The organism is Pseudarthrobacter cremeus, assembly GCF_051857465.1.
Classification (GTDB): Bacteria; Actinomycetota; Actinomycetes; order Actinomycetales; family Micrococcaceae; genus Arthrobacter.
Genome location: NZ_JBPZHC010000007.1, coordinates 128235 through 154736, shown reverse-complemented (window position 1 = coordinate 154736; position 26502 = coordinate 128235). Strand labels below are relative to the sequence as shown.

Below are 26502 nucleotides of genomic sequence, written 5' to 3'. Positions count from 1 at the left end.
TTTCATCCGAGGGAATCCCCGATGTCGTAGTCGTCGGCTGCTTTTTCCTTGAACAGCCAGCGGGCGAAGGTGACCGCGTACAGGCCCGAGATATCCGCCAGCGACTTATTCCTTGCGAACAGCCACGCGCGGCCGGACACGTACTGCTTGATGGCGTTCCCCATGGACGTGTTGAGGGTGGGGTCGTTCTCAAAGCGAAGGGTGCCCGCCAGGGCATCGTCGTAGAGTCCGCCGCATGCATCGATGCGACTGGTTCCGGGGACCCTGATGACCTCGAAGCCTTCATCCTCAAGGTCTCTGGCCAGAGACTTCGCTGCCCCGCTGCCGTCCACGGCGATGATGTTCCCGCCAAAATCCGACCGGAGCTTGACCATGGTTGCGACAACGCCGGCGGTTCCCATCAGCTCTTCGTACAGCTCGATGTAGCAGCGGGCCTTCGGGTCTACGGACCGTGCGGCCATCGCTATGGATGTCGTCTCACGATCAGGTGAAGTGTCGACTGCCCAGAATGGCGTCCCGGTCCACGTCTCTTCTTCGCCGGTGACGTAGTTCGATTCCCAGGCCTCAGTGGGGATGACCCGTGGTGCTGCCTTGGGTTTCGCCCACCAGCTGTAGTACGCGCGGTAGGCGTCGTCCTTGTCAGTCGAATTCAGGATGTCGTCCAGAACCGCGTCCAGGGTGATCGTGTGTCCGATGGCCGGATGCGAGGACAGTGCCGTCTCCGGGTCTTCCGGGTCCAGGTCCTCTTCGGCACCGTACTCCCAGTAGAGCGTGCGGGATTCCTGGCCCGATTCGACCAGGGCCCGGCCCATCTCCACCTTGTTCCAGAGGAACGTTGAGTCGGTGTCACCAGCTGCGGAAGTGATCCACTTCTGCGAACCCGGGACGGTGATCAAGGTCGGCGTGATGCCCTGCTCGATGGCCGTGTCGCGGTGCGCGTAGGCCTCATCGATGTGCGCCTCTGTGAGCGTGTCCCCGTGGCCGGTCTTCCTGCCCACCGCATCGATGCCCAGTTCCGCGCCAGTCGTCCAGCGCAGGGCCTCTGAGCCAGCCTGCCACCGGGGCTTGCCGAGGAACTGGCTCAGCGGTGACGCCTTCAGCGGGTTGTAGAAGTTCTTCTCCAGACGCTTACGCGCCTTGTTCCGGTCCTGCGCCGTGTACAGCATCAGCGCATCCTTGGTCGTCAGCGCCCGGTGCGTGATCTTCCCTCGCGACGTTGACGTCTTCCCGCCCTGGCGGGGCAGGATCAGGATGATGTTGCGATACCAGAACAGCCCGGTGGCCGGGTCGATCTCGCAGGCCGCGGCGAGGAAGTCCCGCTGCCAAGGCATCGGGGGGTTCTTCAGCGCGGCCATGACCTTGCCGACGCCTGCGCCGATGGTCTTGCGGTCAGGGTTCCGGGGCGTGCCGTACCGGGGCGGGGGGTTCCGGGGGCTAGTCATCCACCTGCAGCAGGGCCGAAAGGTCCCAGCTGTCAGTGGCGCCGGCCGCCGCCTCGGTCTTCCGGAGGCGGTCGAACATGTTGAACAGGCGAGACTGCATGCCGCTGATCAGGTCCGGCCGCTCCATTGCGGGGATCTGATCCAGCACACGGGCGTTGTACTTGGCCATCTCAAGCAGAGTCTTCTTGAAGGGAGGCTCACCAATAAGCGCGGCCAGCTCGGAAAGGAGCGCGGTCTCAATCGGCCCCGCCGGGGCATCCCACGCCATGGCCAGTGACGGTGTCTCGATTTCCGGAGAGTCGGTTTGATCCTGATCTCGGTCCGCGGTGGTCACCGAAGGCTTCTTACCAGCCCGGTATTTGGCCATGTCTTCACGCTTGCACTTTTTGCAGCCCGCACAGCGGCAGCCCTTTCGGTATCCGCCGAGGCTGGGCCCTGCAGGTCCATGGCGGTACGGGATCTTGGCGAGGTCAACTGCTTCGTCCATGCGGCACCTCCCCGGGTTTTTGTGCCAGGCCCCGGTTCGGTGCACCTCGCCGGGGTCCGGCGTTGCAACGGTCGCCCGCCGTTGCGCGGGTAAGGCTCGGGTTATAGGCTTCGTGATGCAGCAAGGCCCGGCCGCTGGGGCGGGCCTTGCTGTCCCAATCTCCAGGACATTCATGTGCGGCGCCGCCCTACACGCGTAGGGCGCTACCCGGGGATTTTCGAGGGGGAGAAAAAATGGAAGATGCGCGGGTCGCCCACACGCCGGATTCCTAAAAAATCGCCGTGTTCTAGCGGAAGTTCAGCGCGGCCTGAGCTTCGTGCGCGGCCTTTCCACGCGGTGCGCACGTGCCTTGACGAGCCGCCGGCGCTGGTTCTCCTTCTTCACGTTGCAGCCCAGGTGCATGGGTTGAAGGTTCCAGGCTGCGGTCGGGTGGCCGCCGTCGATCAGTGCGGTGATGTGGTCGAGTGAGGGGCCGAGCGGGTGACGGGGCCGGAGTCCGAACAGGATCTCTTCGTTGCACCAGGCGCAAACCGCGCCGGGTATGCAGTGCCTCTTGACCAGACGTTGCCATGGTCGGCCGGACCTGCCGCGCTTCGGGTCCCACTCATCGAGCGGGGGCATGACCCCTATTCACTGGGCTCGCGTCGTTCGATCAACTGCCAGTCGCCATCCGTCCGGACATGGAGTTCGGCTCCATAAGCCTGATCAACCGCTCCGGCCAGCATCGCGTCAGCTGTGGCTCGGCTGAAGGTGAATCCTTCATCGACGTCTCGGCCATCCCAGTAGTCGGTCACGCGGTACTCGGGCAGGTCCTTCGTGCCGCGAACGCCTTGCGGACGCTCATACTCTCGGAACCCTTGGCCGTTTAGGATCCGCACAAGCCGCCGAGTTTCGGCGTCGGCCTCAGCGATCACGGCAGCAGACGGAGAGGTGATGCCCAACCATTCCTTCACGCGCTTCACTCGGGACCTCCCATGGTTTCAGTTACTACTAAGTCTGACGGCTACTGGCTCGCCCCGCGTTTTCGGTTGTTGGCCGGGGGTTTTCGCCGTCAAGTGGGCGGATACGACTGAAGCCCCGGGGCGGATGCTCGACGGGGCTTCATGGCGTTTGGTGACAGCTGTGCGCTGTAGGTCGATTCTAACTCATAATTCCATCGTTGTCATTTGTTCCGTTCGACGCGCTTCCGGAACCATCGTCGGGGGCTCCACGCGTCTCCGCCGTACATTCCGAATAGCCCTCCCGGCCTAAGGATCGGTCGGTGGTCGGTTGCAGGGTTCAACGTTTCCGCGATGCAGTACGTGCAGGCCTCTGGCTCTTCAGTCTTGAAGGTGTTGGGCATGATTACTTTGACGAGCGCTCCGCAGAGGGCCGCACGGTAATTGCCGGTGTCTTCGATGTAGTACGGTTCCCGGATGCCGAGCTCGCTATGAACGGGGCGAACGGCGTGGACGATACCCGGGTCGTCCGGTATTTGAGGTGCCCGTGCTCCGGCCGCCATGTCGAATGGCATTGCATACTTCGTGAGCGCTGCCTTGTAGATCGGCGCCGGTGAATCAGATGTCATGCCGCGTCCTTCCGGAGTCCAAGTGCCAGTGAGTGCAATTCTGCACCCACCCAGGCGGTTCCGCAGGCTCCGCAACGCGCTTCGGACCCAGTTGCCATGATTGCCGTGTTGCGGACGTACTCGCCGTCTTCCCATGTCCAGGCGTGGGTCGCGCCGCAGTCGACGGCCGGGCAGGCGCCGGTGATCTCGGTCCGGCGGATGGGGTTGATCAGCTGCTCGATCGCTCTCGCCCATGCGGCTGAGGCGCGCAGACACTTGGCGGCCTCATCCGACCCGGCCCAGGCTGCCCACTCCTGTAGCTTCTGCGCGGGCGGCTTGAGTGTGTCGTCGCGCCCGGTGATAGCAATGTGCTTGGTGTTGAGCGTCTCCCGGATCTCAGACCAGAGCATGACGGCCGCGAGGGCGAGCGGGATCCTCGGGCCCGTGGATGCTCCGCCGGATGGCCTGCTGCTGGACGAGAGCTCCTGCTCGAGTTGGGTGAAGAGTGCGAGCTCGGTGGGGTACGTGCGGGTCCCGGTTTCCGGGTCTGCCACGGTGGTTCGGTGGTCGCGGGTGAGGCGGTGGACGGTTTCGTTCAGTTTGGCGTCGGTCATGGGACGGTCTCCTGGGTGAGGGGTTGAGGTTGGGTGTGGCCCTTTGGGGGGTGCGAACTTGGAGCGCCGATGTTGCAAGCCGACAGTGCCGCCGGCCAAGAAGTTGGCAAGCAGCTGGCGCTGCCATGGATAGACGATTAATCCGTGGGCCTCGGCGAAATCAGCGATGCGCTGCACTTCCGATGTCTCGTTCATGCGACGCCGTGGCGGAAGTCGTTGGCGCCGTGGGCCATGCTGTTGACGGACGCGAAGTGTGGCCGCCATGCGAGTCGGATCTTGCCCGTCTCACCGTGCCGGTTCTTTTCGATGATCAGTTCGATTTCCCCTTCCATCTCTTGGTCGTCGCGGTGCAGGAGGATGATGTTGTCGGCGTGCGCTTCGATGCCGCCGGACTCGCGCAGGTCGGCCATGGTGGGCCGGGGGTCGGCTCGTTGCGTGGATCCGCGGTTGACCTGCGCGAGGGCCAACACGTGAGTGTCGAACTCTTTGGCGAGGTGCTTGCAGTCTTCAGCTATCCGGGAGACCTGGCGTTCCCTCATGTCCCGAGGGTCGGCCGGTGCGCACAGCTGCAGGTAGTCGATGATCACGAGTGGGAGCGGCCCCCGGCGTGACCATGTGCGGACGGTTGCCCGGATCTGGGCCATGGTGATGCGTGAGGCTTCCTCGATGTAGACCGGCCATTCGGATGCTTTGGCTGTCAGTCGTGCGATCTTCTGCCATTCGGGGTCACCGAGGGAGTGTGAGTTGATCTTGTGCAGGTCGATGCCCTCGGATGCCGCGGCCATCCGGCCTACAACCTCATGCTCTTTCATTTCGAGCGAGAAGAATCCGACGCCGTATGCGGAGGCTGCCACGGCAGCACAACCTGCCACCAGCGACTTGCCGACGGCCGGCCGTGCACCGAGGATGGTCAGCTGGCCGGGGTGCCATCCGCCGTTGAACCGATAGTCGAGCTCGCCCCAACCGGTTGGGAAGGATTTGCCCTTTGGGGATGACCAGAGGTCGATCGCGTCTTCGAGCGCATCGGCGAAGGTCCGGATCCTGATGCCGGCCGCCTCGTTTGCGGTGGCGTCGAGGGTCCGCCTGGCGCTATCCAGCACCGATTCGGTATCTTCCCAGCCCGCGGTCCCGGCCATCTGCTGGAGTTTGGCTCCGACGTCGGCCAGTCTGCGCAGGCGTGCGGTGCCCGTGACGATCTCCGCGTAGTGAGCCGCCGCCGACTTCACCGGGGCATTTTCCATGCACTGGTGCAGGTAGGTGGGGTCAAGTCCCGCGATGGGTTGGGAGATGAGCTTCTGGGAGATCGTCAGCGCGGACACTGGCCGGCCCGCCCTTGCCTCGGTCTGGATGATCGACCACAGCTGCTCATGCTGCGGGCGGTAGAAGTCCTCCGCTCTCAGGATGATCTCGTTCAAGGCGCGCTGGTCCAGGAGCACTGCGCCCAGCACGGCCCGTTCAGCTTCCACGTCCTGACGTGGGGTCCTGTCGTTCATGATGCCAGCCCGAGCTTGACCTTGGCCTCAGCGAGACGCTCCGCTTGATGGGCAGCGCGTCGGGCTTTCTTCCACTCGATCTCGCCGTGATAGTCCAGACCCTCCGGCGGAGTGCCCGTTGACCAGACATCACGGCCAAGGATGGCATCGACGTCGATCTCGCCATCCGGGGATGCCGTGGTCTTGTTCTTCTCCCAATCCTCCATGGCGGCCAGCCGGAGCTGGTCGTACTTGGCCCGGAACTTCGTCATCGACAGGATGTTCTTCCTCCAGAAAGTGTCGCGCTGTGACCAGCGGATCAGATTCTCCGCCTTCGCAAACTCGCGGCCGTCGAGGTCCAGCAGGCGCCGCGCCTCATCCGTCCAGGTCGTGCTGATCTCCGGGCGCTTTGAACCATTGCCCTCGACCATGTCAGCCAACAGGGTGCACAGATGGTCGACGTCCTCGCGGGTTTGCGCTGAAGAAGCTTTAGCTTCTTCTTTAATGGTCGGGTCGGGTCGGGTCGGGTCGGGGTGTTCGGACTCCGGGTGGTGTCCCTCCGTCTGTCCCGAACCGGTCCCCTTGGTGTCCCGCTGGGACATCCGATAGTTAGCCTTCCTGATCCGCTCTTTCTCGCGGTTTTCTTCAAGTTCGGCCTTTGTTGGCTGGTACTTACTCCAATTCCGGTACACCCACCCGGGCAACTGAGGATCGCTAGAGGATGTCGATAGGATCGAAGTAGGATGCTCGGAGGATCCCGATACGGTCTCCCAAAGACCTGCTTGGACGAGCTGATTAGCTACTCCTGCAGTCCCGCAGAGCTCTTCGAGGACGTATTCCGGGATGAATCCATCCGTCTCTTCTTTGGCGCTCCACGTGCCTGCCAGCGCCCATAAGCCAACGGCCTGCAGCCGGTAGCGGCGGGGGATCCTCAGTACGGGCTTGGAGTTGGCGAAGCCGTCGTCCATCTTGAACCACGTCATCAGCGCCCACCCTTGATTCGGTGGCATGGCCCGCAAAGGGTCTGCAGGTTGCCAGGATCGTTGCTACCGCCGTCCACATACCGAATGATGTGGTCCACCTCAAAGGGGCCAGCGGCGCTGCATGACACACATGCATGACCGTCGCGCTCAATGACCAATTCCCGGGTAGTTTGCGACAGCGGATCAGTACGTTGGAAGTTTCCGCCCTCGGTCAGCCTGTACAGGGGAGCGCCGTCTGCGCCCACGTGGCTCAGCATTGTTGACCGCTTGGCTCTGGCAACTTTGATCGCTTTCGCCCGCTGTGCCTTCCAAATCCCGATATCGATCGATCCGTCATAGGGAGGGAATTCATCCAGCTCCATCAGGCTGCCACCTCCGTCCAGATCGCGGTATTGATATTGGCGCGGTCCCTGCTCAAACTGGAACGCCCTCCCTGGACTCACTGCGGGCGGCCCGCAGGCGCAGGTCCTCGACGACTCGGTCCAGGATCGGCCCGATGCGCTCGGGCTCCGACGTGGCCGCGGTGCGGCGGGCGTTGGTCAGGCAAGCGGTGAGCTCGTCCAGCTGCTCGCCGGTGAGGGGCCGAAGCGCCGCGTCGATGAAGTATGAGGTCCCGCCGTCTTCCGTCCAGGTAGGGGTCACGCCGTGGCTGCCTGACCTGATGTAGTGCGATGTCCCCTCAAAGATCGGGGTGCCCGCTGCGGTTGTCTCCGGTGTTGATCTGAAGCCTGCAGGGGGCATAGCGGTCTTGGGTTCGTTACTGTTGTGCATGGGAAATCTCCTGATAGCTGATGGCTGATGGGGTTTTTTCAAGCGGTCCGGCTACTGACTTTGGCGAGTGCAGCCGGACCGCGCTTACTACGTCGGTGCCCGGTCGGGTCACTTCGTCAGCTTCAGATGGGCATCGAGGCAGAGGTGGCAGACGACAGTCTCGGCACCGTCGACTCCTTCACCCGGAAGCCCCAGTTCTTCCTCGGCGTGCCACGCTTCCCCACAGAGCGTGCGCACGGTCGAGGCTGACCGGTCCTTGGGAACGTAGTGCAGGACGATCGCCTCACCCTCCACCGCTTCAACCTCGGGCAGCGAGTCCAAGTGAGCCTGAAGCTTGGCGCCGACTTCGGTGAACAGTGCGGCGGCCTTGGCGATTTCTTCTCGCGATCCGGTGAGTTCCAGGATTCCGATGTCGGTGCAGACGTCCAGCCCGAGACACGTCAGGGCTTCCAGCGGGACATGGGCGCTGATTCCTACGTGCTGGCCACCGTCAATCACGTCGTACACGTCCAGGACATTGAGGCCGGCCTCGTCTTCAACGAGCGTCACTATCGAGTCCTCGTCGAACGCGCGGGAATACTCGGCGGAATCATCGGCATGCGATGCGCGGGCCAATTGTGAGGCTCTTGATGAGGTCATTGCGGTCGTTGCGGTGTTTGTTGAAGTGTTCATTACTGTCTCCCCAGACTTTTTGTAATTCTGATTCTTCTCGTGGGCCCAGATGGGGCCGGGTGAGCTTTTATGCGGCGCCGCTCTCGAATGCGGCCTCGATCCAAGCTGTGACATCCTCCTGTTTGTAGAGAATGCGAGCCCCGAAGCGTGCGGCGCGTGGACCTTCGCCGCGGTGACGCCAATACCGCAGAGTCGCAACCGGGATACGGGTCATCTCAGATACTTCTTGGATGTTCAAAAGGTTGGGCATAAGGATCCATTCTTACAAGTCGTGAGTCGTGCTGACACGAATCAGCATAAGTCTGATTCGTGTTGACTGTCAATGCGCTTAGGTGAGAAGGTATGGCATGAGCGAATACCCCGCACCTAGCGTTGATGAGGAACGATTCCGCATGAATATGCGCTTGCTTCGCGAGAAGCGGGGATGGTCGCAGGGCGAAATGAGCCGCAGGTTGATTGAGGCTGGCTGGAACATCTTTCACCAAACGACTGTTTCCCGGATTGAGTCGGGGGAGCGTCCAATCAAGCTCGGGGAGGCTAGGGCGGTGGCCGCTATCCTGGATGTTCCGCTCGAAAAGATGCTGACCCTACCTGAGGATGCCCGAATTGCCGAGGAGCTTGAATCAGCAAGGACGCGGGTTCAGAAAAACTACGACAACATCGTTGCCCACACAGACATCCTCGAGCATGAGCTTTACAAGCTGCGCAATCTTCTTGGGTCTGCTCGTGTGCAGGTTCCGGCCTCCGAGCGTCCATCGGTCCAGGACCTTGTCGACAATGCGGAGCATGCTCTAAAAATGTCAGCCGAGGGGGCCGTTGCCAAGGGCAAGGAGCAGTTCCGCCAGTTCATCAAAGGGGATGATCAGGCTCAAGACATACTCCAGGAGTTCGGGAGCTTCGACGCCTATCACGAGGCCCTAGACGTGACATCGCCAGACGAGCTGCTCGATGAACCTCCCCGCATGAATCCGGCAACCGGCGCACCCGACCCCGGGAACTACTTCTGATGGCGAGCATCAAGAAGAGGGCCGACGGGACCTGGCGTGCCCGGTACCGCGACGACGCGGGCAAGGAGCATGCCAGGCACTTCCGGCGGAAGATCGACGGGCAGCATTGGCTTGATGAGGTCACCGCGACGGTTGTTGCGGGCACCTACGTGGACCCCAAGACGGCACAGACGACGGTCCGCCAGTGGTCGGAGGTCTGGCTGAAGGGCTACGAGAACAACCGGCCATCCACTGTGCGCCAGGCCAAGACTCACATGAAGCGGATCAATGCGGTATTCGGGCACCGCCCGCTCAAGAGTGTCCGGCCGTCGGAAGTCAAGGCATGGACGGCAAAGCTCAGCGATGAGGGCTTGGCTGATTCCACAATCTACGCGCTGCATTCACGCATGGGACAGCTATTCAGTGACGCCGTCCATGACGGTCTTTTGCCGAAGTCGCCGCTGAGCCGGCGCACGGCGCCCAAGTCGGGGGAGCAGCGGCCCTACGTTGCAACGACGCAACAGGTGTGGGCCCTGCATGACGCGATGCCGGACGGCCTGCAGCCTGCGGTGCTGCTCGCTGCGTTCGCCGGGCTCCGGGTGGCGGAGGCTGTGGCCTTGCGGGTTTCCGATGTCGACTTCATGCGCGGCATCATCTCGCCGGCCATCCAATATCCTGGCGTGGAGCTCAAGACCAAAGAGTCCAAAACGCCGATCCCGATTCCACAGAACATGTGCCTTGAGCTGTCGGTGAATCACACAAAGTGGGGGAGTGTGACACTCGTAACCAACGAGTGGGGCCGCGGGATCTCGCCTCACCGGCTTGAGCACTACTTCCGGGAAGCGCGGGCCACGGTCAAGGGTCTACCGGAGGGGTTCAGGTTCCATGACCTGCGGCACTATTTCGCGTCCCTGCTGATTTCCCAGGGCCTTGACGTGAAGGTGGTGCAGAAGAGCCTGCGGCACTCCTCAGCGAAGACGACGCTGGACACGTACGGGCACATGTGGCCGGACAAGGAAGAGTCGGCGCGGGCGGCCGTGGCCGGTGTGCTGGGGGAGCGGCTGAGCTCGCGGACTGAGCGGCACGGCTGAGCCGATCCAGGCACGACAAAAAGGCCGGCCCCGGGTGGTGAACCTGGGGCCGGCCTTTTCTGTATATCTGGATTCTTGCGGACTGTCTGCGGACTAAGCCCGATCTAGCCGCGGATTCTAGCTAGACGCCGTAGTAGAGCTCGAACTCGTAGGGGTTCGGGCGCAGGGACAGCGGGCGGATCTCGTACTCGTACTTGTATTCGATCCAGGTGTCGATCAGGTCCTGCGTGAACACGCCGCCGGCCTGCAGGAACTCGTTGTCCTCGGCCAGGGCCTCCAGGGCCTCCTCGAGGGTGCCCGGTGCCTTGGGGATGTCTTTGGCTTCCTCGGCGGGGAGCTCGTAGAGGTCCTTGTCAATCGGGGCGGGCGGTTCGATGCGGTTGCGGATGCCGTCAATGCCGGCCATCAGCTGCGCGGCGAACGCCAGGTACGGGTTGGACGAGGGGTCCGGAGCGCGGAACTCGATGCGCTTTGCCTTGGGGTTCGAGCCCGTGATCGGGATGCGGATACCGGCGGAGCGGTTGCCCTGCGAGTAAACCATGTTCACCGGAGCTTCGAAGCCCTTGACCAGGCGGCGGTAGGAGTTCACCGTCGGGTTGGTGAAGGCCAGGACGGCGGAGGAGTGCTTCAGCAGGCCGCCGATGTACCAGCGGGCGGTGTCGGACAGGCCGGCGTAGCCCTTTTCGTCGTAGAACAGCGGCTCACCGTTGGTCCAGAGCGACTGGTGGCAGTGCATGCCCGAGCCGTTGTCACCGAAGACGGGCTTCGGCATGAAGGTCACGGACTTGCCCCAGGCGTCGGCCGTGTTCTTGATGACGTACTTGAACTTCTGCAGGTCATCTGCGGCGTGCGTCAGCGTGGTGAACTTGTAGTTGATCTCAGCCTGGCCGGCGGAACCGACCTCGTGGTGGCTGCGCTCGACCTCAAGGCCGGCCTCATCCAGGGCAATACACATGGCATCGCGGAGGTCGGCCTGCTTGTCCGTGGGGGAGACGGGGAAATAACCGCCCTTGACGGGAGTCTTGTAACCGAGGTTTCCGCCTTCTTCTTCGCGGCCGGTGTTCCAGTGGGCTTCTTCGGAGTCGATCTTGTAGAAGCTGCCCTCGGGGGAGGACTGGTACTGGACGTTGTCGAAGACGAAGAATTCTGCTTCGGGTGCGAAGAACGCGGTGTCTGCGATGCCGGTGGAGGCGAGGTAGGCCTCAGCCTTTTCGGCCACGCCACGGGGGTCGCGGTGGTACGGGTCCCCGGTGCGGGGGTTCACGATGGAGAAGTTCAGCGCCAGCGTCTTTTCCATGCGGAAGGTGTCCAGGAATGCGGTGGTGACGTCCGGGATCAGCTGCATGTCCGATTCCGCAATGCCCTGGAAGCCGCGGATGGAAGATCCGTCGAACAGCTGGCCGTTGACGAAGAAATCCGCGTCAACGCTCTTGGCCGGCACGTTGAAGTGCTGCTGGACACCAGGGAGATCGGTGAAGCGGATATCGACGAACTTGATATCTTCGTCTTTGATGAACTTGAGGACTTCGTCCGCATTCTTGAACATCTATGCTCCTAACGCATATGTAATATCTGGCTGCAAGCCATCTGATCCAGCGCAATCCGAAGGGCAGGGAGACGGGGTTTCCCTGCTTCGGGTTCGCTTGAAACTGCTCTTAGCCTATGGACGCGGCATTTCCCGTCCATGTCCACATTGTTTCGGGCAGGTTACAGAATGCCCTGATCAGGCAACGCTATCGGGTGTCCAGAGTGTGGTCTAGCTGGTTCCACTCTGTGAACGGCGGTGAGAAGGCGTTTCACTGCATGGCCCGGACGTTCGACGGCGAGTCGGTAAGCTTGGTTCGTGGTAGATCGCAAAGACATAGGCTCCTGGCTCACTGGACCGGACACGTCCGGCATTTCAAAGTATCCGGGGGAGCGGCTGGGGCTGCCGGAGTCCGGTTCCGGCTCCATCGCCCGTGCCGGCCGCCGGATCGTGGCGATCATGGTGGACTGGGGGATCGCCCTGCTGATCAGCAATTTTGCCTTCGGCGGAGACCCCTGGGCCACACTGGCCGTCTTCGCTGCTGAACAGATGATGCTGGTCGGCACGCTTGGCTACAGCATCGGCCACAGACTCGTGGGAATCCATGTTGTGCGGCTTGGCGGCGGTCCGGCCGGTCCCCTGGCCGGGGTGGTACGGGCGCTGCTCCTGTGCCTGGTGATCCCCGCGGTGATTTTCGATCCGGACCACCGCGGCCTGCACGACAAAGCCATGAACACCGTCCTGGTCCGCCGATAGACCCCAGGCGCCCGGGTCAGACTATTGACTTTTCCCTGGCCCCGGCATCCGGTGAAGCGGCATCATAGGGCGCACGGGGCGTGAGGTGGCCGCGTTTTCCGGCCCAGCGTTCAAAGGCGATGGTGGCGAAGGGGAAGACCGCCGACAATCCGGCAAAAAGGGCAACAGCAAACGGCCACCGCTGGAGCCGCCACAGGACCAGTGCGGTGACGGCGTACCCCACAAAGAGTGCACCGTGTACCGGGCCGGCGATTTCCACGCCAATCTCGGTGGTCCGCGCTATCCACTTGAAGTACATGCCCGTCAGCAGCGCAGCCCAGCTGAATGCTTCTGCGATGGCCAGAATGCGAAAGGCCCTGATCGTGAGGGCTGTAGCCGTCGTCGTCACGCGGTTTCTTCCAATCTCGTGCTTGTGTGGTCACCGGGGTGTTTTCCACCCGACAAAAAACCGCCCCGGTTCCAGCCGAGCCGGAACCGGGGCGGTCCAATGGTCCTAGCGTCCGCGGTTGGGACGCGCCTTGTAGGGGTCGATTCCCTTGGGGATCGGGAGGCGGTTGCCGAGCGAGGAAATCCGCTTGGAAACCGCGTTCACCTCGAGCTTGGTCAGTTCGTTCTTCAGCTTGGTCATCTTTTTGGCAACCTGGCTGATGGGCACCTGGCCCTCGCCCCGGCCGCTTTCGATCACATGGACCGTGACGTTCGGGAGGATGCGGGCAAGGCGTTTGCGTTCGGCATCGAGCATCGGCTTCACACGTACGGTGGGGCCTTCGCTGACGAGTACGACGCCGGGGCGGCCGACGGCCCGGAATACGGCGTCCTGGGTGCGCGGGTTTACGGCAACCGGCTGATCCTCGGTGATCCAGCCGCGCTTGAGCGTACCCAAAGCTGCGCCTGAGGCACCCGGCTGGTTCTCGATCTGTGCGAAGGCTGCGCGTTCTGCACGCCGCGAGAGGATCAGGGTTGCGCCAAGCAGGCCCAGCGGGATGCCGATGATCAGGCCGGTGATCCAGTTCTCCAGCCAGAAGCCCACCAGGAAGCTGACCGCCACAACGCCCAGGAACACCAGCAGCATCAGCCACGGGACCATGGGGTCATGCCGGCGGGTCATGTTGAAAACTTCGCCGATCTGCTTGAGCCGGCTGGGCTTTTTGACCTTTGCTTCTTTGGGCTTGCGCGAGAAGAGGCCACGCTTCGGGGCGTCGTCGGCCGCCGGCGTAGTGTTACTGGAATCAGGGGATTTCGCCATAGTGCCTCAATTCTACGTGATTTAAGCCTGAAGGCCGGACGCCGGAAATAGTCCGGTGCCGGCCCTGAGGAATAAGAAAGTGCGGCTTAGGCCCGGGCTGCCAGGAGTGAGCTGGCTTCCTGGCGGGTGCTGCCGGAGGACTCGATGTGGGCGAGTTCGGCGGGGATTTCCCAGCCCTTCTTCCGCATCGCGGTGGCCCAGAGCCTGCCGGCACGGTAGGAGGACCGGACCAAAGGACCGGACATGACGCCGAGGAACCCTAGCTCGGTGGCCTCGTCCTGGAGGTCCACGAATTCCTGCGGCTTGACCCAGCGGTCCACCGGCAGGTGCCGCTCGGACGGGCGCAGGTACTGGGTAATGGTGATCAGGTCACACCCGGCCTCATGCAGGTCCTTCAGGGCCTCGGAGATTTCCTCGCGGGTCTCACCCATGCCCAGGATCAGGTTGGACTTGGTCACCATGCCCAGGGCCCGGCCCTGGGTGATCACATCAAGGGACCGCTCGTACCGGAACGCGGGCCGGATCCGCTTGAAAATCCTCGGCACCGTCTCCACGTTGTGCGCGAACACCTCGGGCTTGGAATCGCAGATCGCCGCAATGTGCTCCGGCTTGCCGGAGAAGTCAGGGATCAGCAGTTCAACACCGGTGCCCGGGTTCAGCTCGTGGATCTTCCGGACCGTTTCGGCGTACAGCCAGACACCCTCATCGGCCAGGTCATCCCGGGCCACCCCGGTCACGGTGGCGTAGCGCAGCTGCATGGCCTGGACCGAGCGGGCCACCTTCGTGGGTTCGAACATGTCCACCGGGGAGGGCTTGCCGGTATCGATCTGGCAGAAATCACAGCGCCGGGTGCACTCGGACCCGCCGATCAGGAACGTGGCCTCCTTGTCCTCCCAGCACTCAAAAATGTTGGGGCAGCCGGCCTCCTCACACACCGTGTGCAGGCCTTCCTTCTTGACCAGGTTCTTCAGCTGCACATACTCCGGGCCCATCTGGACCTTCGCCTTGATCCACTCAGGCTTCCGCTCCACGGGAACCGCCGAGTTACGCTGCTCAACCCGGAGCAGCTTGCGGCCTTCTGGTGCCAATGTCATAGGAGAGCTCCTTCAGGGGTGGCGACTAATGCGTCTTCATTTTTCTGCAGTTCTTCGGTGACCCGTGCCACCAGGTCCGCGGGTGTGACGTCGCGGCCTGTCTCCCGGGCAATGGTGGTGACGCCGGCGTCAGTAATTCCGCAGGCAATGATCTGGCCATAGGGGGCGAGATCGTTGTTGCAGTTGATAGCGAATCCGTGCATGGTGACACCCTCACTGACGCGGATGCCGATGGCCGCGATCTTGCGCGCAGGGCCCTTCGCATCTGCGTTGAGCCACACCCCTGCCCTGCCCTTGATCCGCTCGGCCAGGATGCCATAGTCCGCCAGGACAGCGATGATCACGGCTTCGAGCCGATCGACGTAATCACGGATTCCGGCCGGGTTTTTCAGTTTGATGATCGGGTAGCCCACCAGCTGCCCGGGTCCGTGCCACGTCAGCTTCCCTCCGCGGTCCACGGCCACCACGGGGGTTCCGTCGAAGGGGCGCTCGTGGTCCTCAGTGCGCTTGCCGGCGGTGTAGACGGCGGCATGCTCCAAAAGCAGGACCGTGCTGGGGGAAGTGCCTGCGAGGACGGCGCCGTGGATTTCGCGTTGGAGTTCCCAGCCGCGCGTGTATTCAACGAAGTCCGGGGCAAGACCCACCTGTGAAAACTCAAGAGTCATGCCTTCCAGCTTAGACCCCGGGCAGCGGCGTCTCCCTTTAAGTGTCAAACCTCTCACGGGACCCCCACGGAGGACCCCACGGAGGATCCAACGGCCTGATCCGGTGGCCCGGGTCCCAGGACCTGGGCGCAGGGCAGGCGGGGCTGTGGATAACTTCTGCAGGGGCCGCAGGAATCCGTTAGACATGTGTCATGACAAATTTCGCTGTCCCGGAGGTTCCCGGTTTCGTGGTGGGGCGTGTGCTGGGCCGCGGCGGAAGCTCAACAGTGTGGCTGGTCACGGAGGAAAAGACGGGCCGTGACTTCGCCCTGAAATGTCTGGGGAGCGAGGGCGGCAGCGCAGCCGGACCCACGGCAGCCCCGCGGCCCGGTCCGGCATCAGAGGAGGCCATTCGCCGGGAAATCCGGATCCTTTCCGTTCTGGACCACCAGCACCTGATCAAGGCCCACGAGGCATTCCGTTTTGACTGGCCGGGCGGATCGGGGAAAGCGCGTTGCGGAGTCGGTCTGCTCCTGGATTATGCGCCCGGCGGCTCGCTGGCGGAACTTGTCGGCAGCCGCGCGAAACTCAGCATCGGGGAGACAGTGACAGTCCTGACCCCCATGGCCCAGGTGCTCGGTTATCTCCATGGCAAAGGATTCACCCACGGTGATGTATCGCCAGGCAATGTCCTGTTTACCGGCCAAGGCAAGCCAATGCTCTCCGACGTCGGGATTGCCAGGATGGTGGGTGACGTTTCCTCTGTGCCGGACCACGGCACTCCGGGGTTTATGGATCCGTCACCGGTGGATGCTGTCAGGGCCGGGCTGCAGCCGGAGCGGGATGTCTACTCCCTCGCTGCGCTGGGATGGTATTGCCTGACCGGGGAGGCGCCCCGGCGGACAGCAGACCGGCCGCCACTGCCGCTCCTGCTTCCTGACGTTCCCGCCGACCTCGCGGCGGCCCTGGAAGCCGGTCTCAACGAGGACCGGCGGCTGCGTCCCACCGCCTTGGAACTGGCGACGGCGGTCTACCGGAGCGCGGCCCCGCTGCCTGTTGACCTTGCCTCGTCCGTCCACTCCACAGTCATTCCGCAACTGTTGACCCGGCGCCGCATTCCGGATGGTCGCGGCAGCGCATACAAAAACGGCCTTCGGGCCTGGGGGCGCAGGATCTCAACCTCCCGCTGGCCCGGGCTGGTCGGGGCGCGCCCGATGCTGCTATTTCCAGAAGGCGGGCGGGTGCACCCACCCGGGCCGCGTACGTCAGGGACCAGTGTGCGGGCCGGAAAAGTCCAGGCTGCCGGACTCGAAAAAAGCGCCTCACACGGCAAACACGCAATGGAAGACGGTTCGAAGCGGAAAGCAGCCGGTCCCCCATCCAGAGACCGGGTCGGGCTGGTTCCGGCAACCACGGCAAGAACACCACAAATGCGGGGGACCGTGCTGCTGGCGGCGGGGGCAGGCGTCCTGGTCGCGGCGGGAATCTGGCTCGCCGCTGCCTTCGGGCCAGGGGGTCCGTGGACGGCACAGGCCGGAACCGGGGAGCCGGCAGCCAGTGCCGGGGCAACCAACGGTGCGGGTGCCGCGGCCGGCAACGGAGCTGGTGGGAGCAACAGTGCACCGGCGGATTCCCTGATCCCCGCTGAGGTTTCGGCGCGGCTGGACTCAGCAGACCCGATTGAAGCCGTCCGCGGGCTGGCCGCGGTGCGGTCCCTGGCGTTCAGTTCCGGCCGGCTGGAGCTTCTTGACCTCGTTAATGTCCCGGGTTCCGCTGCCTCAGCCGCAGACACGCGCATCAAGGACGAACTCCAGGAATCGGGAAATGTCCTCGCGGGCTTCACCAGCACCGTATCTGGTCTGGATGTCCAGCCCGGAAGCTCGTCCGGCCGGGCAGTCATCCAGGTCATCTCCACCACATCCTCGTATGAGGAGAAGAACCGTTCCGGGGCGGTGGTGGCTACGGCCCCGGCCGGTGCGGGGCAACAACTTCGACTCGTGCTGGTTTCCGCTGAAGGGCGGTGGCGGATTACAGACGTCCTGCCCGGGACCTGAGACCCGGAGTGCCCGTGCGGAGCAGCCGCCACCGGATATCCGTGGGCGGGTCAGTCCTTGGCCGCAACCCAGGCCGCAGCCTGGGCAAGGCCCGGGTGCCTCCAGGCGAAGCCCGCCTCAGTCAGGACCGCCGGTTCCATCCGCTGGCTGCCCAGCAGGAGTTCGTCGGCCAGTTTGCCCATCACGAGCCGCAGCACCGGCGCGGGAACACGGAACACTGCCGGCCGGTGGAGTGCACCCGCCAGCCCCGCAATGAGGGCATTGACGTCCGCGGCCTCCGGAGCGCAGACGTTCACCGGACCTGACACGGGGGCCTGGAGCAGGAAGCTGAAGGCTGAGGACACATCCGGAAGCGTGATCCAGGGCCAGTACTGGCGGCCGTTGCCCAGCGGACCACCGACGCCAAGCCGGAGCAACGGCATGAGCCGGCCCAACGCGCCTCCCCTCCTGCTCAGGACCACCCCTGTCCGCGGCGTCACCACCCGGACTCCGGCCGGGGCACCATGTGCAGCCGCTTCCCACTCGCTGCAGATCCGGGCCATGATTCCGGTGCCGTTCGGGGAATTCTCGCGAAGGACGGCTGTGCCGCAATCGCCGTAATAGTTGGAGCCCGACTGGCTGAGGAAAACCTTGGGCGGGCTGTCCACTTTGGCCATGCCTGCGGCCAGGGTCCTGGTGGGGTCCAGCCGTGAGCGGAACAGTTCGTCAATGCGGCCGCGCGTCCAGGGGCGGTCTCCTATACCGGCGCCGGAGAGGTTGATTACGGCGTCCGCGCCCTCAAGATGGGCTGGATCGAGCTCTCCGGAGGAGGGGTCCCAGCGCCGTTCCAGTGACGAAGCCGGGGCCCGCCGCACCAGCCGGAGGACCTCATGGCCGCCCGAACGCAAATGGGCGGCCATATCGCTTCCAATGAGGCCTGAAGCTCCGGCCATGATGATTCGCATGATCCATCTCACCACGCCCGGCACGGCGGCGGCACCTCCCGTCCGGCCTCCTGACTTTGACTATGATCGAACGATGACTTCTTCGAGCTACCTCCGGTTTCCGCACGTCCACGGCGATCTGGTCACATTTGTGGCTGAGGACGATGTCTGGATAGCTCCGCTGGGCGGTGGCAGGGCGTGGCGCGTTTCGTCGCTGCAGTTGCCCGCACGCAACCCGCGTTTCACACCTGATGGCAAACGGCTCGTCTGGACCGTCGTGCAGGGGACGTCGCCCGAAGTGGTTTCGGCCGAGGTGGACGGCGGTGGTTACCGCCAGCTGACATACTTTGGCCACGCCACCACCAGGGTGAAGGGCTTCACGGCCCGTGGCGAAGTGGTGGTGACCAGCGCCTTCCGCCAGGCCGAAAGCCGGCACACCCATGCCTACCGCGTCCCGGTTGACGGCGGCTGGGCGGAGGAACTGCCGTTCGGGCCGGTGGAATCCGTGGCGTTCGGCCCGGAGGTCGGCGACGAACGTCCGGTTGTCCTGGCCAGTGTGCTCTCACGGGAGCCCGCCTGGTGGAAGAGGTACCGCGGCGGCACCGCCGGCAAGCTCTGGATCGATGCCGACGGGAACGGCGAGTTCGAACGCCTGCTTCCGGACCTTGACGGAAACCTGGCCGATCCAATGTGGGTGGACGGGCGGATTGCCTTCCTTTCTGACCACGAGGGCTACGGAAACCTGTACTCCGTACTGCCCGGCGGCGCGGACCTGCGGCGCCACACCGACCACGAAGACTTCTACGTCAGGCACGCCGCCAGTGACGGCAAGCGGGTCATCTTCGAATCCGCCGGTGAGCTCTGGGTCCTGCATGACCTGGACTCTGACGCGGTCCGGCTGGACATCTCCCTGGGCTCCGCCTCGCAGTCGCGGCGGCCGGCCCTGCTGAAGACCGCCAAACATCTGGGCGAGGTTGTGCCCGACTCCAGCGGCTCGGCCAGTGCCGTGGAAGCCCACGGCACGATTCACTGGATCCGGCACAAGGACGGGCCTTCCCGCATCGTGGAGGCCACTCCCGGAGTCCGCGCCAGGCTCCCCAGAGTGCTCGACGGCGGCCGCCTCGCTTATATTGCCGACCACGACGGCGTCGAAGCAATCCACATCAAGGAAATCGCCGCGCAGGTTCCCGGTCTGGCGGTTCCGTCGGCAGCGCCGGCGCCCGGCCCGGACAGCACGCCGGACACCGCGGAAGCACAACTGCCCCGGCCGGTTCCTGCCACGGCTTCGGCGCCTGCGGCGACCGCCGACGTCGTCGTCTCCGTACACGATGATTCACGTTCCGAGGTAACGGCGGCCGACGTTGGGGACAGCCCGGCGCAGGTGGCTGCTGATGCCGGAACAACGGTACCGGGATCACGCATCGACTTCCCGAAGCCCTCACGCACCAGTGCCATGGAAGCGAGCCCGGACGGCCGCTGGCTGGCCTTGGGCACCTCCTTCGGCGACGTGTTCCTGGCGGACACGGTTTCCGGCGTACTTTCCCTGGTCACCACCATCGGTGAGGGTGCGATCGAGGAGTTGGCGTGGTCGCCCGATTCACAATGGCTGGCCTGGTCTGAACCTGTCACCTCGTTCGGCTCCCGGAGCCGGCTGAGGCTCGCCAGCGTCACGGGCTTCGCCGACGGCATCGTTGAGGTCACCGACGGCCGTTTCCGCGACGAGTCACCCGGCTTTACCCCGGACGGCAAGTTCCTGGCCTTCCTCTCCAACCGCAGCTTTGACCCGGTATATGACGGGCATTCCTTCGACCTCTCCTTCCCAAGCCCCATCAAGCCCTATCTCGTGGCACTGGCCGCTGCCACGCCATCGCCCTTTGGCCCGGCCGTTGACCTGGAACCTGCCGTGACGCCGGACGGTGAGGACGGCACAGGCGCAGCGTCCGGCACAGCCCAGGTCCAGGTGGATCCGGAAGGGCTGGCCCACAGGGTCATCGGCGTCCCCGTTCCGCAGGGCAACTACACCTCCCTGACGTCCACGGAGGACGCACTGCTGTGGCTGGACTGGGCGCTTGCCGGCGTCACCGGCGACGGCAAGGCCAGCAAGGATGACAAGGATTCGCGCCCGAACCTGGTCCGGTTCGACCTCGCGCGGCGGAAGTCCGCCACGCTGGTGGAGGCACTGGACAGCTATCGGCTCTCCGGCGACGGTAAGAAAGTGGTGCTGATCAGCGACAAACAGGTCAGCGTGGTCCCTTCGGCGGCCAAGGCGGACGAGGATTCCGGCCAGCTGGTCAAGGTGGATCTGGGCAGGATCCGGGTCATGATGGACCCCGTCAGCGTCTGGGGCCAGGCCTTTGACGAAGCCTGGCGCCTGCAGCGCGACTTCTTCTGGACCGAGGACATGGCCGGCCAGGACTGGGCGTCGATCCACAAGAGGTACCGTCCGCTGGTGGACCGGCTGGGGTCCCATGATGACCTGGTGGACCTTCTGTGGGAGCTGCACGGTGAACTGGGCACCTCGCATGCCTACGTCAAGCCTGCGGCCGTGACCGAGAATGGCAGCAACGGCCAGGGCCGGCTCGGGGCCGACCTTACGCTCACCGCGGCCGGCTGGGAGATCAGCCGCGTCCTGGCCGGCGAATCGTCGGATCCGCTGGCCACGTCACCTTTGACGCGGCCCGGTGCAGGGGCCATGGCCGGGGACGTGCTGCTGGCCATCGACGGGGTGCCCCTGTCCGCTACCCTGACGCCGGCCATGCAGCTGGTGGGTGCCGCAGGACGGGCTGTCGAACTGACGCTCCGCAACGGGCCCGGTCACGGGGCCAAAGCGGGGGAGCAACGGCGGATTGCCGTCATCCCGGTCAGGGATGAGGAACGACTCCGCTACCAGGAGTGGGTCGCCGCGAACCGCCGGACCGTCCGTGAGGCGTCCGGAGGCCGCTACGGCTACCTCCACATCCCGGACATGATGGCTAACGGCTGGGCGCAGCTGCACCGGGATCTTGATACCGAAACCGCTCTCGATGGCCTGATCGTGGACGTCCGCCGGAACCGTGGCGGCCACACGTCACAGCTCGTCGCTGAGCTGATCGGCAGAAAGGTCACCGGCTGGAGCATGCCCCGCGGCGAACGCCCCAGGACGTACCCGCACCACGCCCCGCGCGGACCGGTCGTCATCCTCGCGGACGAATTCGCCGGCTCCGACGGCGACATCATCACCCAGGTTTCAAAGCTCCGCGGCATCGGGCCGGTCATTGGAACGCGGACCTGGGGTGGAGTAGTGGGGATTGACAACAGGTTCTCGCTGGCCGACGGCACGGGCGTGACCCAGCCGCGGTATGCCAACTGGTTCAGCGGCGGTGTGGGCTGGTCGGTGGAGAACTACGGCGTGGACCCCGACATCGAGGTCGCCTACCCGCCGCACGCCTATGCCGCAGGCCGGGATCCCCAGCTGGAATACGGCATCGGGGCGCTCAAGGAAATGATCCAGGAGCTGCCCACTGACATGCCCCCGGCGCGGGAAGGTTACCGTCGCCTCAAGCCCGCGCCGCTTCCGGCGCGCGTCAAGGCGCCGGAGGGCCACTGACACGAACAAAGAAAGGCCCTGCCCCCGCCGGATGAACCGGAAAGGGCAGGGCCTTCTTTGTCAGCTCTTTAGGCGTCGAGCGTGGCTTCCATGGTGATGTTGATGCTGGCAAGTGCTCCGGAGACCGGGCAACCGGTCTTGGCTTCGCCGGCGATCCGCTGGAAGTCCTCTTCGGAAATCCCCGGAATGCGCGCGCCGACGGTCAGGTGGCTGCCGGTGATGCCGGTGCCGGGAACAAAGGTCACGTCGGCTTTGGTGCGAACCTCTTCGGGCGTGTGCCCGGCCTGGGCGAGCATGTTGCTGAAAGCCATCGAAAAGCAGCTGGCGTGGGCTGCGGCAATGAGTTCTTCCGGGCTGGTCTTGCCCTCGGCCGCTTCGGTGCGTGCCTTCCAGGTGACGTCGAAGGTGCCCAGGCCGGAGCTGTCCAGCGTGGTCTGTCCCGAGCCTGCGAAAAGGTCGCCGTTCCATACTGTGTGCGCTGTGCGTGTTGCTGCCATGTCCACTCCTAGATGTCGGTTCGAACCGGGGCAGGCCGCTGCCTGGCCCCGCCGGTTTCCATCCTAGGGATTCCCCGGCAGCCACGCACAGGGTGTCCGCTCTCAGTGGATAAACAACGACGGCGCCGCTCCCCACATGCGGGGAGCGGCGCCGTCGTGCGTGGTTCAGTGGCCGGTCAGTTCCAGATCGTGGCGATGGCGACGTTGAGCAACGCAAGCCCGCCGACGCCGTGCGCGAGTCCCTTGCTGATGTCCTCGCCCTTCTTGTACTTGCGGCGGCCGATGAAGGCGAGCACGCCCACCACCAGTGCGATCGCAAACTTCACGCCCAGCTTGGCGTAGTTCGCGTCCATGTCCAGCGCCGGGATCAGGCCCATGAGCGCGATGCCGGTCAGGAGCTGCAGCATCGCTCCGTCAAACTGGCGCGGGTGGACGGTGGGCTTCTTCATCTGGCCGATCCAGATGCCCACGATCATGGCGGCGCCGACGATGTGCAGGAAAACCACGATGTTATAGACAATTTGCATGGCCCCAGTCTAACCAGAAGTTTCTACGCGGCGTAGTAAGACCCGCGCTGCCTGCGGCACTGCCTGGCCCGGGAGCAAAACGGCGACGGCGGCACGGGCTGTCGGTGGTTTCCCACCGATGTCCGCACCGCCGTCGCCGGTTGAGCTTAAAGGAACCGCCGGGGACTAGAGCCCGAGGTCCGCCTCGAAAGCGCCTTCTTCAAGGCGGGCCTTCAGGGTCTGCAGGAAGCGTCCTGCATCGGCGCCGTCCACCAGGCGGTGATCGTACGTGAGGGACAGGTACATCATGGAGCGGATGGCGATCGAGTCGTCACCGTTCTCATCAGAGACCACTACGGGGCGCTTGACGATCGCTCCGGTACCGAGGATGCCCACCTGCGGCTGGTTGATGATCGGGGTGTCGAACAGTGCGCCGACGGAGCCGATGTTGGTGATGCTGAACGTGCCACCGGAGAGCTCATCCGGACCGATCTTGCCGTCGCGGGTGCGGCTTGCGACGTCGGCGATCTTGCCGGCCAGGCCGGCCAGGTTCAGGTTGCCGGCGTCCGTGATAACCGGGACCAGCAGGCCCTTGTCCGTGTCCACAGCGATCGCCAGGTGCTCAGCGTTGTGGTAAGTGATCTCCTGCTTGCCTTCGTCGTACGCAGCGTTGAGCTTGGGGTGCTGCTTCAGGGCCTCGGCAACAGCCTTGGCGATGAAGGGGAGGAAGGTGAGCTTGGTGCCGTTCTGGGCCTGGAAGGAGTTCTTGGCCTTGAGGCGGAGCTTGGCCACCTTGGTCATGTCCACTTCGTGCACCTGCGTGAGCTGGGTGGAGACCTCGAGGGACTCGCGCATGCGGCGGGCGATGACCTGGCGGATGCGGGGAGCCTTCTGCGTGGTGCCGCGCAGCGAGGAGGCCGCCGGGCCGGCCGGGGCAGCTGATGCCGCCGGTGCCGATGCTGCGGGGGCCGATGCGGCCGGGGCGGCCTTGGCTTCAGCTGCAGCGATGACATCCTGCTTGCGGATGCGGCCGCCAACACCGGTGCCGGAGAGTGACGTGACGTCCACGCCGTGCTGGTTCGCCAGTTTGCGGACCAGTGGCGTGACGTAGCCGGACTCGCCGCCGGCTGCGGGCTCCGCTGCCGGAGCCGGTGCAGCGGCGGGCGCGGCCGGGGCTGCGGGAGCTGCCTCAGCCTGGGGTGCTTCGGCTTTGGGTGCTTCGGGAGCGGGTGCTGCTGCAGGGGCCGGGGCCGGGGCAGGTGCCTCGGGTTTGGCTTCGGCTGCGGGTGCCGGGGCCTCGGGTTCTGCTGCGGCGGGGGCTGCTGCGCCGGAGCCGATGACGGCGAGGACAGCGCCTACTTCTGCGGTTTCGTCCTCGTTGACCCGGATCTCCTGCAGCGTTCCTGCAACCGGGGAGGGGATTTCGGTGTCCACTTTGTCGGTGGATACCTCCAGCAGCGGCTCGTCGACCTCGACGGTGTCGCCGATGGCCTTCAGCCAGCGGGTCACGGTGCCTTCGGTGACGCTTTCGCCGAGGGCGGGGAGGGTGACATCGTGGCTTTCGCCACCGGCTGCGGCCGGGGCCTGCCGGGCGGGGGCGGCCTCTTCGGCGGGGGCCTGCTCTGCGGGCGCTTCGGCCGGAGATGCTTCGGCGGGGGCTGCCGGAGCTTCTTCGGCCGGTGCGGCGGCTTCGGGGGCTGCCGCTTCAGGGGCTGCGCCACCGCCGGAGCCGTCGCCAATGCGGACCAGGGGAGCGCCGACCTCGGCGGTCTCGTCCTCGGCGACGAGGATTTCTTCGATGATGCCGGCTATCGGAGAGGGGATTTCGGTGTCTACTTTGTCGGTGGAAACCTCGAGCAGCGGCTCGTCCACCTCTACCCGGTCACCTACCTGCTTGAGCCAGCGGGTGACGGTTCCTTCGGTGACACTCTCACCGAGGGCGGGCAAGTTAACGGATTCAGACATGTCGTCCCCGTTCTCCTTATTGATCTTAGTGCGGATGGTTGCTGCCTTATTTTGAGCTTAGTGCACCCGGCAGTTCGGGCCGGGCGCACTAAGCCCAAGGGTCTTGCGGTGGTGCGGGCGGGGCTGATCAGCCGTGCAGGGCCTTGCCGGCCAGCGCCAGGTGTGCCTCACCCAGGGCTTCGTTCTGGGTCGGGTGGGCGTGCAGCAACTGGGCCACATCCTCCGGGTAGGCTTCCCAGTTCACGATCAGCTGGGCTTCACCGATCTGCTCGCCCATGCGGGAGCCGATCATGTGGACGCCGACGACGGGGCCGTCCTTTTGGCGGACCAGCTTGACCAGGCCGCCGGTGCCCAGGATGGAGCTCTTGCCGTTCCCGGCGAGGTTGTACTCCTGGATCTCCACCTGGTCCTCGCCGAACTTCTCTTTGGCTCCCTTTTCGGTGTAGCCCACGGTGGCGATTTCAGGTTCGGAGTAGGTGACCTTGGGGATGTTGACGTCCTCGACGACGACAGGCTTCAGGCCCGCGATCTCCTCGGCCACAAAAATGCCCTGCTGGTAGCCGCGGTGGGCAAGCTGCACGCCGGGAACGATGTCGCCGACGGCGTAAACATTGCCGACGCCGGTGTGCAGGCGTTCGTTGGTGATGACGAAGCCGCGGTCGATGGTGACACCGGCTTCCTCGTAGCCCAGGTTCGCGGTGACCGGTCCGCGGCCGACTGCCACGAGGAGAAGGTCCGCTTCGAAGGTCTTGCCGTCAACGAGGGTGACCTTGACGCCGTCGTCGTTCTGCTCGACTCCCTGGAAGAAGACACCTGTGGAGAACTTGATGCCGCGCTTCTTGAACGCACGCTCAAAGTTCTTGACGATCGCTGCGTCCTCGTTGGGAACCAGCGAGGGCAGGCCCTCAACAATGGTGACGTCCACGCCGAAGGACTTCCAGACGGAAGCGAACTCGACGCCGATGACGCCGCCGCCGAGGATGATGGCGCTCTTGGGGATGTAGTCCATGGTGAGCGCTTCGTCGGAGGTGATGACCTTGCCGCCGATTTCCAGGCCCGGCAGGGTCCGGGAGTAGGAACCCGTCGCGAGGACGATGTTCTTGCCCTTGTAAGCGGTCCCGTTCACCACGACGGTGTCGGTGCCCTGGAGCTTGCCCTCACCCTCGATGACGGTGATGCCCTTTTTGCCCTTGATCAGACCCTGCAGGCCCTTGAACTTGCCGGCGATGATGCCGTCTTTGTAGGCGTTGACGGCGGTGATGTCAATGCTGTCCAGTGTCACGTTCACGCCGTATTTGGCGGAGTCGCGGGCGTGGTCGGCCAGTTCTGCCGAGTGGAGGAGGGCCTTGGTGGGGATGCAGCCGTTGTGGAGGCAGGTGCCGCCCAGCTTGCCCTTCTCCACGAGGCCGACCGTCAGGCCAAGCTGTACGGCACGCAGGGCGGTGGCGTATCCGCCGCTGCCGCCACCGAGTACCAGGATGTCGAATTCTTGCGCAGTTGCCTGATCGGCCACTTAGACGCTCCCTCGCGTGAATGATGACGCGAGAGTACGCATCATCTGGTCTTGGAACTTGTACTGCCGTGATTATGCCAGCAGGCAGGTTCTCTTGCATTTGTGACTACCGTTGTTCACCTTAGCGAA

At 64.4% G+C, this 26502-nt stretch carries 27 protein-coding genes; 5 read left to right on the top strand and 22 right to left on the bottom strand.

Annotated elements, in window-relative coordinates; all coding sequences use genetic code 11:
- Positions 1-2 precede the first annotated feature (2 nt).
- The 12 genes from ACS5PJ_RS14385 to ACS5PJ_RS14330 form a co-directional block, all read right to left on the bottom strand.
- Positions 3-1442 (bottom strand): terminase large subunit domain-containing protein, encoded by a 1440-nt coding sequence (locus tag ACS5PJ_RS14385; RefSeq protein WP_439435545.1) that lies wholly within the window; start codon positions 1440-1442, stop codon positions 3-5.
- Complete coding sequence (locus tag ACS5PJ_RS14380; protein WP_439435544.1) at positions 1435-1929, bottom strand: hypothetical protein; 495 nt, start codon at positions 1927-1929, stop codon at positions 1435-1437. The genes ACS5PJ_RS14385 and ACS5PJ_RS14380 overlap by 8 nt, the downstream gene beginning before the upstream one ends.
- A 297-nt stretch (positions 1930-2226) precedes the next feature.
- The gene (locus ACS5PJ_RS14375; RefSeq protein WP_439435543.1) at positions 2227-2550 is read right to left on the bottom strand and encodes a hypothetical protein; all 324 of its coding nucleotides are present in this window, start codon (positions 2548-2550) and stop codon (positions 2227-2229) included.
- Positions 2551-2555: 5 nt separating this feature from the next.
- Positions 2556-2891, bottom strand: coding sequence for a hypothetical protein (locus ACS5PJ_RS14370; protein WP_439435542.1), 336 nt, complete (start codon positions 2889-2891; stop codon positions 2556-2558).
- Between the two features lie 200 nt (positions 2892-3091).
- Positions 3092-3496, bottom strand: coding sequence for a hypothetical protein (locus ACS5PJ_RS14365; RefSeq protein ID WP_439435541.1), 405 nt, complete (start codon positions 3494-3496; stop codon positions 3092-3094).
- Positions 3493-4089: a DUF7341 domain-containing protein gene (locus ACS5PJ_RS14360; RefSeq protein ID WP_439435540.1), complete on the bottom strand. Its 597-nt coding sequence runs from the start codon at positions 4087-4089 to the stop codon at positions 3493-3495. Before ACS5PJ_RS14360 ends, ACS5PJ_RS14365 begins: the two co-directional genes overlap by 4 nt.
- Before the next feature lie 191 nt (positions 4090-4280).
- The gene (locus ACS5PJ_RS14355) at positions 4281-5582 is read right to left on the bottom strand and encodes a replicative DNA helicase (RefSeq protein ID WP_439435539.1); all 1302 of its coding nucleotides are present in this window, start codon (positions 5580-5582) and stop codon (positions 4281-4283) included.
- Complete coding sequence (locus tag ACS5PJ_RS14350; RefSeq protein WP_439435538.1) at positions 5579-6544, bottom strand: phage replication protein O; 966 nt, start codon at positions 6542-6544, stop codon at positions 5579-5581. The genes ACS5PJ_RS14355 and ACS5PJ_RS14350 overlap by 4 nt, the downstream gene beginning before the upstream one ends.
- Entirely contained in the window at positions 6544-6906 is a 363-nt protein-coding gene (locus ACS5PJ_RS14345; RefSeq protein WP_439435537.1) for an HNH endonuclease, read from the bottom strand. Before ACS5PJ_RS14345 ends, ACS5PJ_RS14350 begins: the two co-directional genes overlap by 1 nt.
- Before the next feature lie 52 nt (positions 6907-6958).
- Entirely contained in the window at positions 6959-7315 is a 357-nt protein-coding gene (locus ACS5PJ_RS14340; RefSeq protein WP_439435536.1) for a hypothetical protein, read from the bottom strand.
- A gap of 108 nt (positions 7316-7423) precedes the next feature.
- Positions 7424-7987 carry a hypothetical protein gene (locus ACS5PJ_RS14335; RefSeq protein ID WP_439435535.1) on the bottom strand — a complete coding sequence of 188 codons (564 nt, stop codon included), beginning with the start codon at positions 7985-7987 and terminating at the stop codon, positions 7424-7426.
- A 67-nt stretch (positions 7988-8054) separates the two neighbouring features.
- The gene (locus tag ACS5PJ_RS14330; protein ID WP_439435534.1) at positions 8055-8237 is read right to left on the bottom strand and encodes a helix-turn-helix domain-containing protein; all 183 of its coding nucleotides are present in this window, start codon (positions 8235-8237) and stop codon (positions 8055-8057) included.
- Positions 8238-8334: 97 nt separating this feature from the next.
- Between ACS5PJ_RS14330 and ACS5PJ_RS14325 the strand changes: the two genes are divergently transcribed.
- The gene (locus ACS5PJ_RS14325) at positions 8335-8994 is read left to right on the top strand and encodes a helix-turn-helix domain-containing protein (protein ID WP_439435533.1); all 660 of its coding nucleotides are present in this window, start codon (positions 8335-8337) and stop codon (positions 8992-8994) included.
- Positions 8994-10064, top strand: coding sequence for a tyrosine-type recombinase/integrase (locus ACS5PJ_RS14320; protein WP_439435532.1), 1071 nt, complete (start codon positions 8994-8996; stop codon positions 10062-10064). Before ACS5PJ_RS14325 ends, ACS5PJ_RS14320 begins: the two co-directional genes overlap by 1 nt.
- Positions 10065-10185: 121 nt before the next feature.
- Here the strand turns inward: ACS5PJ_RS14320 and glnA are convergent, their stop codons facing one another.
- Positions 10186-11610 (bottom strand): type I glutamate--ammonia ligase, encoded by a 1425-nt coding sequence (gene glnA, locus ACS5PJ_RS14315; protein WP_354147430.1) that lies wholly within the window; start codon positions 11608-11610, stop codon positions 10186-10188.
- Between the two features lie 297 nt (positions 11611-11907).
- Here glnA and ACS5PJ_RS14310 point away from each other — a divergent pair, with 297 nt between their 5' ends.
- Positions 11908-12345 (top strand): RDD family protein, encoded by a 438-nt coding sequence (locus ACS5PJ_RS14310; RefSeq protein ID WP_439435531.1) that lies wholly within the window; start codon positions 11908-11910, stop codon positions 12343-12345.
- Between the two features lie 16 nt (positions 12346-12361).
- On the opposite strand, the gene ACS5PJ_RS14305 is transcribed toward ACS5PJ_RS14310, so the two are convergent.
- The 4 genes from ACS5PJ_RS14305 to lipB form a co-directional block, all read right to left on the bottom strand.
- Positions 12362-12733, bottom strand: a complete 372-nt coding sequence (locus tag ACS5PJ_RS14305; protein ID WP_439435530.1) for a DUF3817 domain-containing protein — start codon at positions 12731-12733, stop codon at positions 12362-12364.
- Between the two features lie 105 nt (positions 12734-12838).
- The gene (locus ACS5PJ_RS14300; protein ID WP_439435529.1) at positions 12839-13591 is read right to left on the bottom strand and encodes a DUF4191 domain-containing protein; all 753 of its coding nucleotides are present in this window, start codon (positions 13589-13591) and stop codon (positions 12839-12841) included.
- Positions 13592-13677: 86 nt separating this feature from the next.
- A complete protein-coding gene (lipA, locus tag ACS5PJ_RS14295) occupies positions 13678-14685 on the bottom strand; it encodes a lipoyl synthase (protein WP_439435528.1) in 1008 nt (335 codons plus the stop codon).
- Complete coding sequence (gene lipB, locus ACS5PJ_RS14290) at positions 14682-15350, bottom strand: lipoyl(octanoyl) transferase LipB (protein ID WP_439435527.1); 669 nt, start codon at positions 15348-15350, stop codon at positions 14682-14684. The genes lipA and lipB overlap by 4 nt, the downstream gene beginning before the upstream one ends.
- A 191-nt stretch (positions 15351-15541) precedes the next feature.
- Here lipB and ACS5PJ_RS14285 point away from each other — a divergent pair, with 191 nt between their 5' ends.
- Entirely contained in the window at positions 15542-17383 is a 1842-nt protein-coding gene (locus ACS5PJ_RS14285; RefSeq protein WP_439435526.1) for a serine/threonine-protein kinase, read from the top strand.
- A 50-nt stretch (positions 17384-17433) separates the two neighbouring features.
- Here ACS5PJ_RS14285 and ACS5PJ_RS14280 read toward each other — a convergent pair whose 3' ends face one another.
- A complete protein-coding gene (locus ACS5PJ_RS14280) occupies positions 17434-18327 on the bottom strand; it encodes a TIGR01777 family oxidoreductase (protein WP_439435525.1) in 894 nt (297 codons plus the stop codon).
- Between the two features lie 73 nt (positions 18328-18400).
- Here ACS5PJ_RS14280 and ACS5PJ_RS14275 point away from each other — a divergent pair, with 73 nt between their 5' ends.
- Positions 18401-21892: a S41 family peptidase gene (locus tag ACS5PJ_RS14275; protein ID WP_439435524.1), complete on the top strand. Its 3492-nt coding sequence runs from the start codon at positions 18401-18403 to the stop codon at positions 21890-21892.
- Positions 21893-21960: 68 nt separating this feature from the next.
- On the opposite strand, the gene ACS5PJ_RS14270 is transcribed toward ACS5PJ_RS14275, so the two are convergent.
- The 4 genes from ACS5PJ_RS14270 to lpdA form a co-directional block, all read right to left on the bottom strand.
- Complete coding sequence (locus tag ACS5PJ_RS14270; RefSeq protein ID WP_439435523.1) at positions 21961-22389, bottom strand: OsmC family protein; 429 nt, start codon at positions 22387-22389, stop codon at positions 21961-21963.
- Positions 22390-22565: 176 nt separating this feature from the next.
- Positions 22566-22916 carry a hypothetical protein gene (locus ACS5PJ_RS14265; protein ID WP_439435522.1) on the bottom strand — a complete coding sequence of 117 codons (351 nt, stop codon included), beginning with the start codon at positions 22914-22916 and terminating at the stop codon, positions 22566-22568.
- 165 nt (positions 22917-23081) lie between these two features.
- Positions 23082-24860: a 2-oxoglutarate dehydrogenase, E2 component, dihydrolipoamide succinyltransferase gene (gene sucB / locus ACS5PJ_RS14260; protein ID WP_439435521.1), complete on the bottom strand. Its 1779-nt coding sequence runs from the start codon at positions 24858-24860 to the stop codon at positions 23082-23084.
- Between the two features lie 127 nt (positions 24861-24987).
- Positions 24988-26373 (bottom strand): dihydrolipoyl dehydrogenase, encoded by a 1386-nt coding sequence (gene lpdA / locus ACS5PJ_RS14255; RefSeq protein WP_439435520.1) that lies wholly within the window; start codon positions 26371-26373, stop codon positions 24988-24990.
- Positions 26374-26502 lie beyond the last annotated feature (129 nt).

What these genes read in the sequence shown, in the direction of transcription:
- ACS5PJ_RS14385 (WP_439435545.1), bottom strand. Translation starts at nt 1,442, where the DNA reads ATGACTAGCCCCCGGAACCCCCCGCCCCGGTACGGCACGCCCCGGAAC.
- ACS5PJ_RS14380 (WP_439435544.1), bottom strand. Translation starts at nt 1,929, where the DNA reads ATGGACGAAGCAGTTGACCTCGCCAAGATCCCGTACCGCCATGGACCT.
- ACS5PJ_RS14375 (WP_439435543.1), bottom strand. Translation starts at nt 2,550, where the DNA reads ATGCCCCCGCTCGATGAGTGGGACCCGAAGCGCGGCAGGTCCGGCCGA.
- ACS5PJ_RS14365 (WP_439435541.1), bottom strand. Translation starts at nt 3,496, where the DNA reads ATGACATCTGATTCACCGGCGCCGATCTACAAGGCAGCGCTCACGAAG.
- ACS5PJ_RS14360 (WP_439435540.1), bottom strand. Translation starts at nt 4,089, where the DNA reads ATGACCGACGCCAAACTGAACGAAACCGTCCACCGCCTCACCCGCGAC.
- ACS5PJ_RS14355 (WP_439435539.1), bottom strand. Translation starts at nt 5,582, where the DNA reads ATGAACGACAGGACCCCACGTCAGGACGTGGAAGCTGAACGGGCCGTG.
- ACS5PJ_RS14350 (WP_439435538.1), bottom strand. Translation starts at nt 6,544, where the DNA reads ATGACGTGGTTCAAGATGGACGACGGCTTCGCCAACTCCAAGCCCGTA.
- ACS5PJ_RS14345 (WP_439435537.1), bottom strand. Translation starts at nt 6,906, where the DNA reads ATGGAGCTGGATGAATTCCCTCCCTATGACGGATCGATCGATATCGGG.
- ACS5PJ_RS14340 (WP_439435536.1), bottom strand. Translation starts at nt 7,315, where the DNA reads ATGCACAACAGTAACGAACCCAAGACCGCTATGCCCCCTGCAGGCTTC.
- ACS5PJ_RS14335 (WP_439435535.1), bottom strand. Translation starts at nt 7,987, where the DNA reads ATGAACACTTCAACAAACACCGCAACGACCGCAATGACCTCATCAAGA.
- ACS5PJ_RS14330 (WP_439435534.1), bottom strand. Translation starts at nt 8,237, where the DNA reads ATGCCCAACCTTTTGAACATCCAAGAAGTATCTGAGATGACCCGTATC.
- ACS5PJ_RS14325 (WP_439435533.1), top strand. Translation starts at nt 8,335, where the DNA reads ATGAGCGAATACCCCGCACCTAGCGTTGATGAGGAACGATTCCGCATG.
- ACS5PJ_RS14320 (WP_439435532.1), top strand. Translation starts at nt 8,994, where the DNA reads ATGGCGAGCATCAAGAAGAGGGCCGACGGGACCTGGCGTGCCCGGTAC.
- glnA (WP_354147430.1), bottom strand. Translation starts at nt 11,610, where the DNA reads ATGTTCAAGAATGCGGACGAAGTCCTCAAGTTCATCAAAGACGAAGAT.
- ACS5PJ_RS14300 (WP_439435529.1), bottom strand. Translation starts at nt 13,591, where the DNA reads ATGGCGAAATCCCCTGATTCCAGTAACACTACGCCGGCGGCCGACGAC.
- lipA (WP_439435528.1), bottom strand. Translation starts at nt 14,685, where the DNA reads ATGACATTGGCACCAGAAGGCCGCAAGCTGCTCCGGGTTGAGCAGCGT.
- lipB (WP_439435527.1), bottom strand. Translation starts at nt 15,350, where the DNA reads ATGACTCTTGAGTTTTCACAGGTGGGTCTTGCCCCGGACTTCGTTGAA.
- ACS5PJ_RS14285 (WP_439435526.1), top strand. Translation starts at nt 15,542, where the DNA reads ATGACAAATTTCGCTGTCCCGGAGGTTCCCGGTTTCGTGGTGGGGCGT.
- ACS5PJ_RS14280 (WP_439435525.1), bottom strand. Translation starts at nt 18,327, where the DNA reads ATGCGAATCATCATGGCCGGAGCTTCAGGCCTCATTGGAAGCGATATG.
- ACS5PJ_RS14275 (WP_439435524.1), top strand. Translation starts at nt 18,401, where the DNA reads ATGACTTCTTCGAGCTACCTCCGGTTTCCGCACGTCCACGGCGATCTG.
- ACS5PJ_RS14270 (WP_439435523.1), bottom strand. Translation starts at nt 22,389, where the DNA reads ATGGCAGCAACACGCACAGCGCACACAGTATGGAACGGCGACCTTTTC.
- ACS5PJ_RS14265 (WP_439435522.1), bottom strand. Translation starts at nt 22,916, where the DNA reads ATGCAAATTGTCTATAACATCGTGGTTTTCCTGCACATCGTCGGCGCC.
- sucB (WP_439435521.1), bottom strand. Translation starts at nt 24,860, where the DNA reads ATGTCTGAATCCGTTAACTTGCCCGCCCTCGGTGAGAGTGTCACCGAA.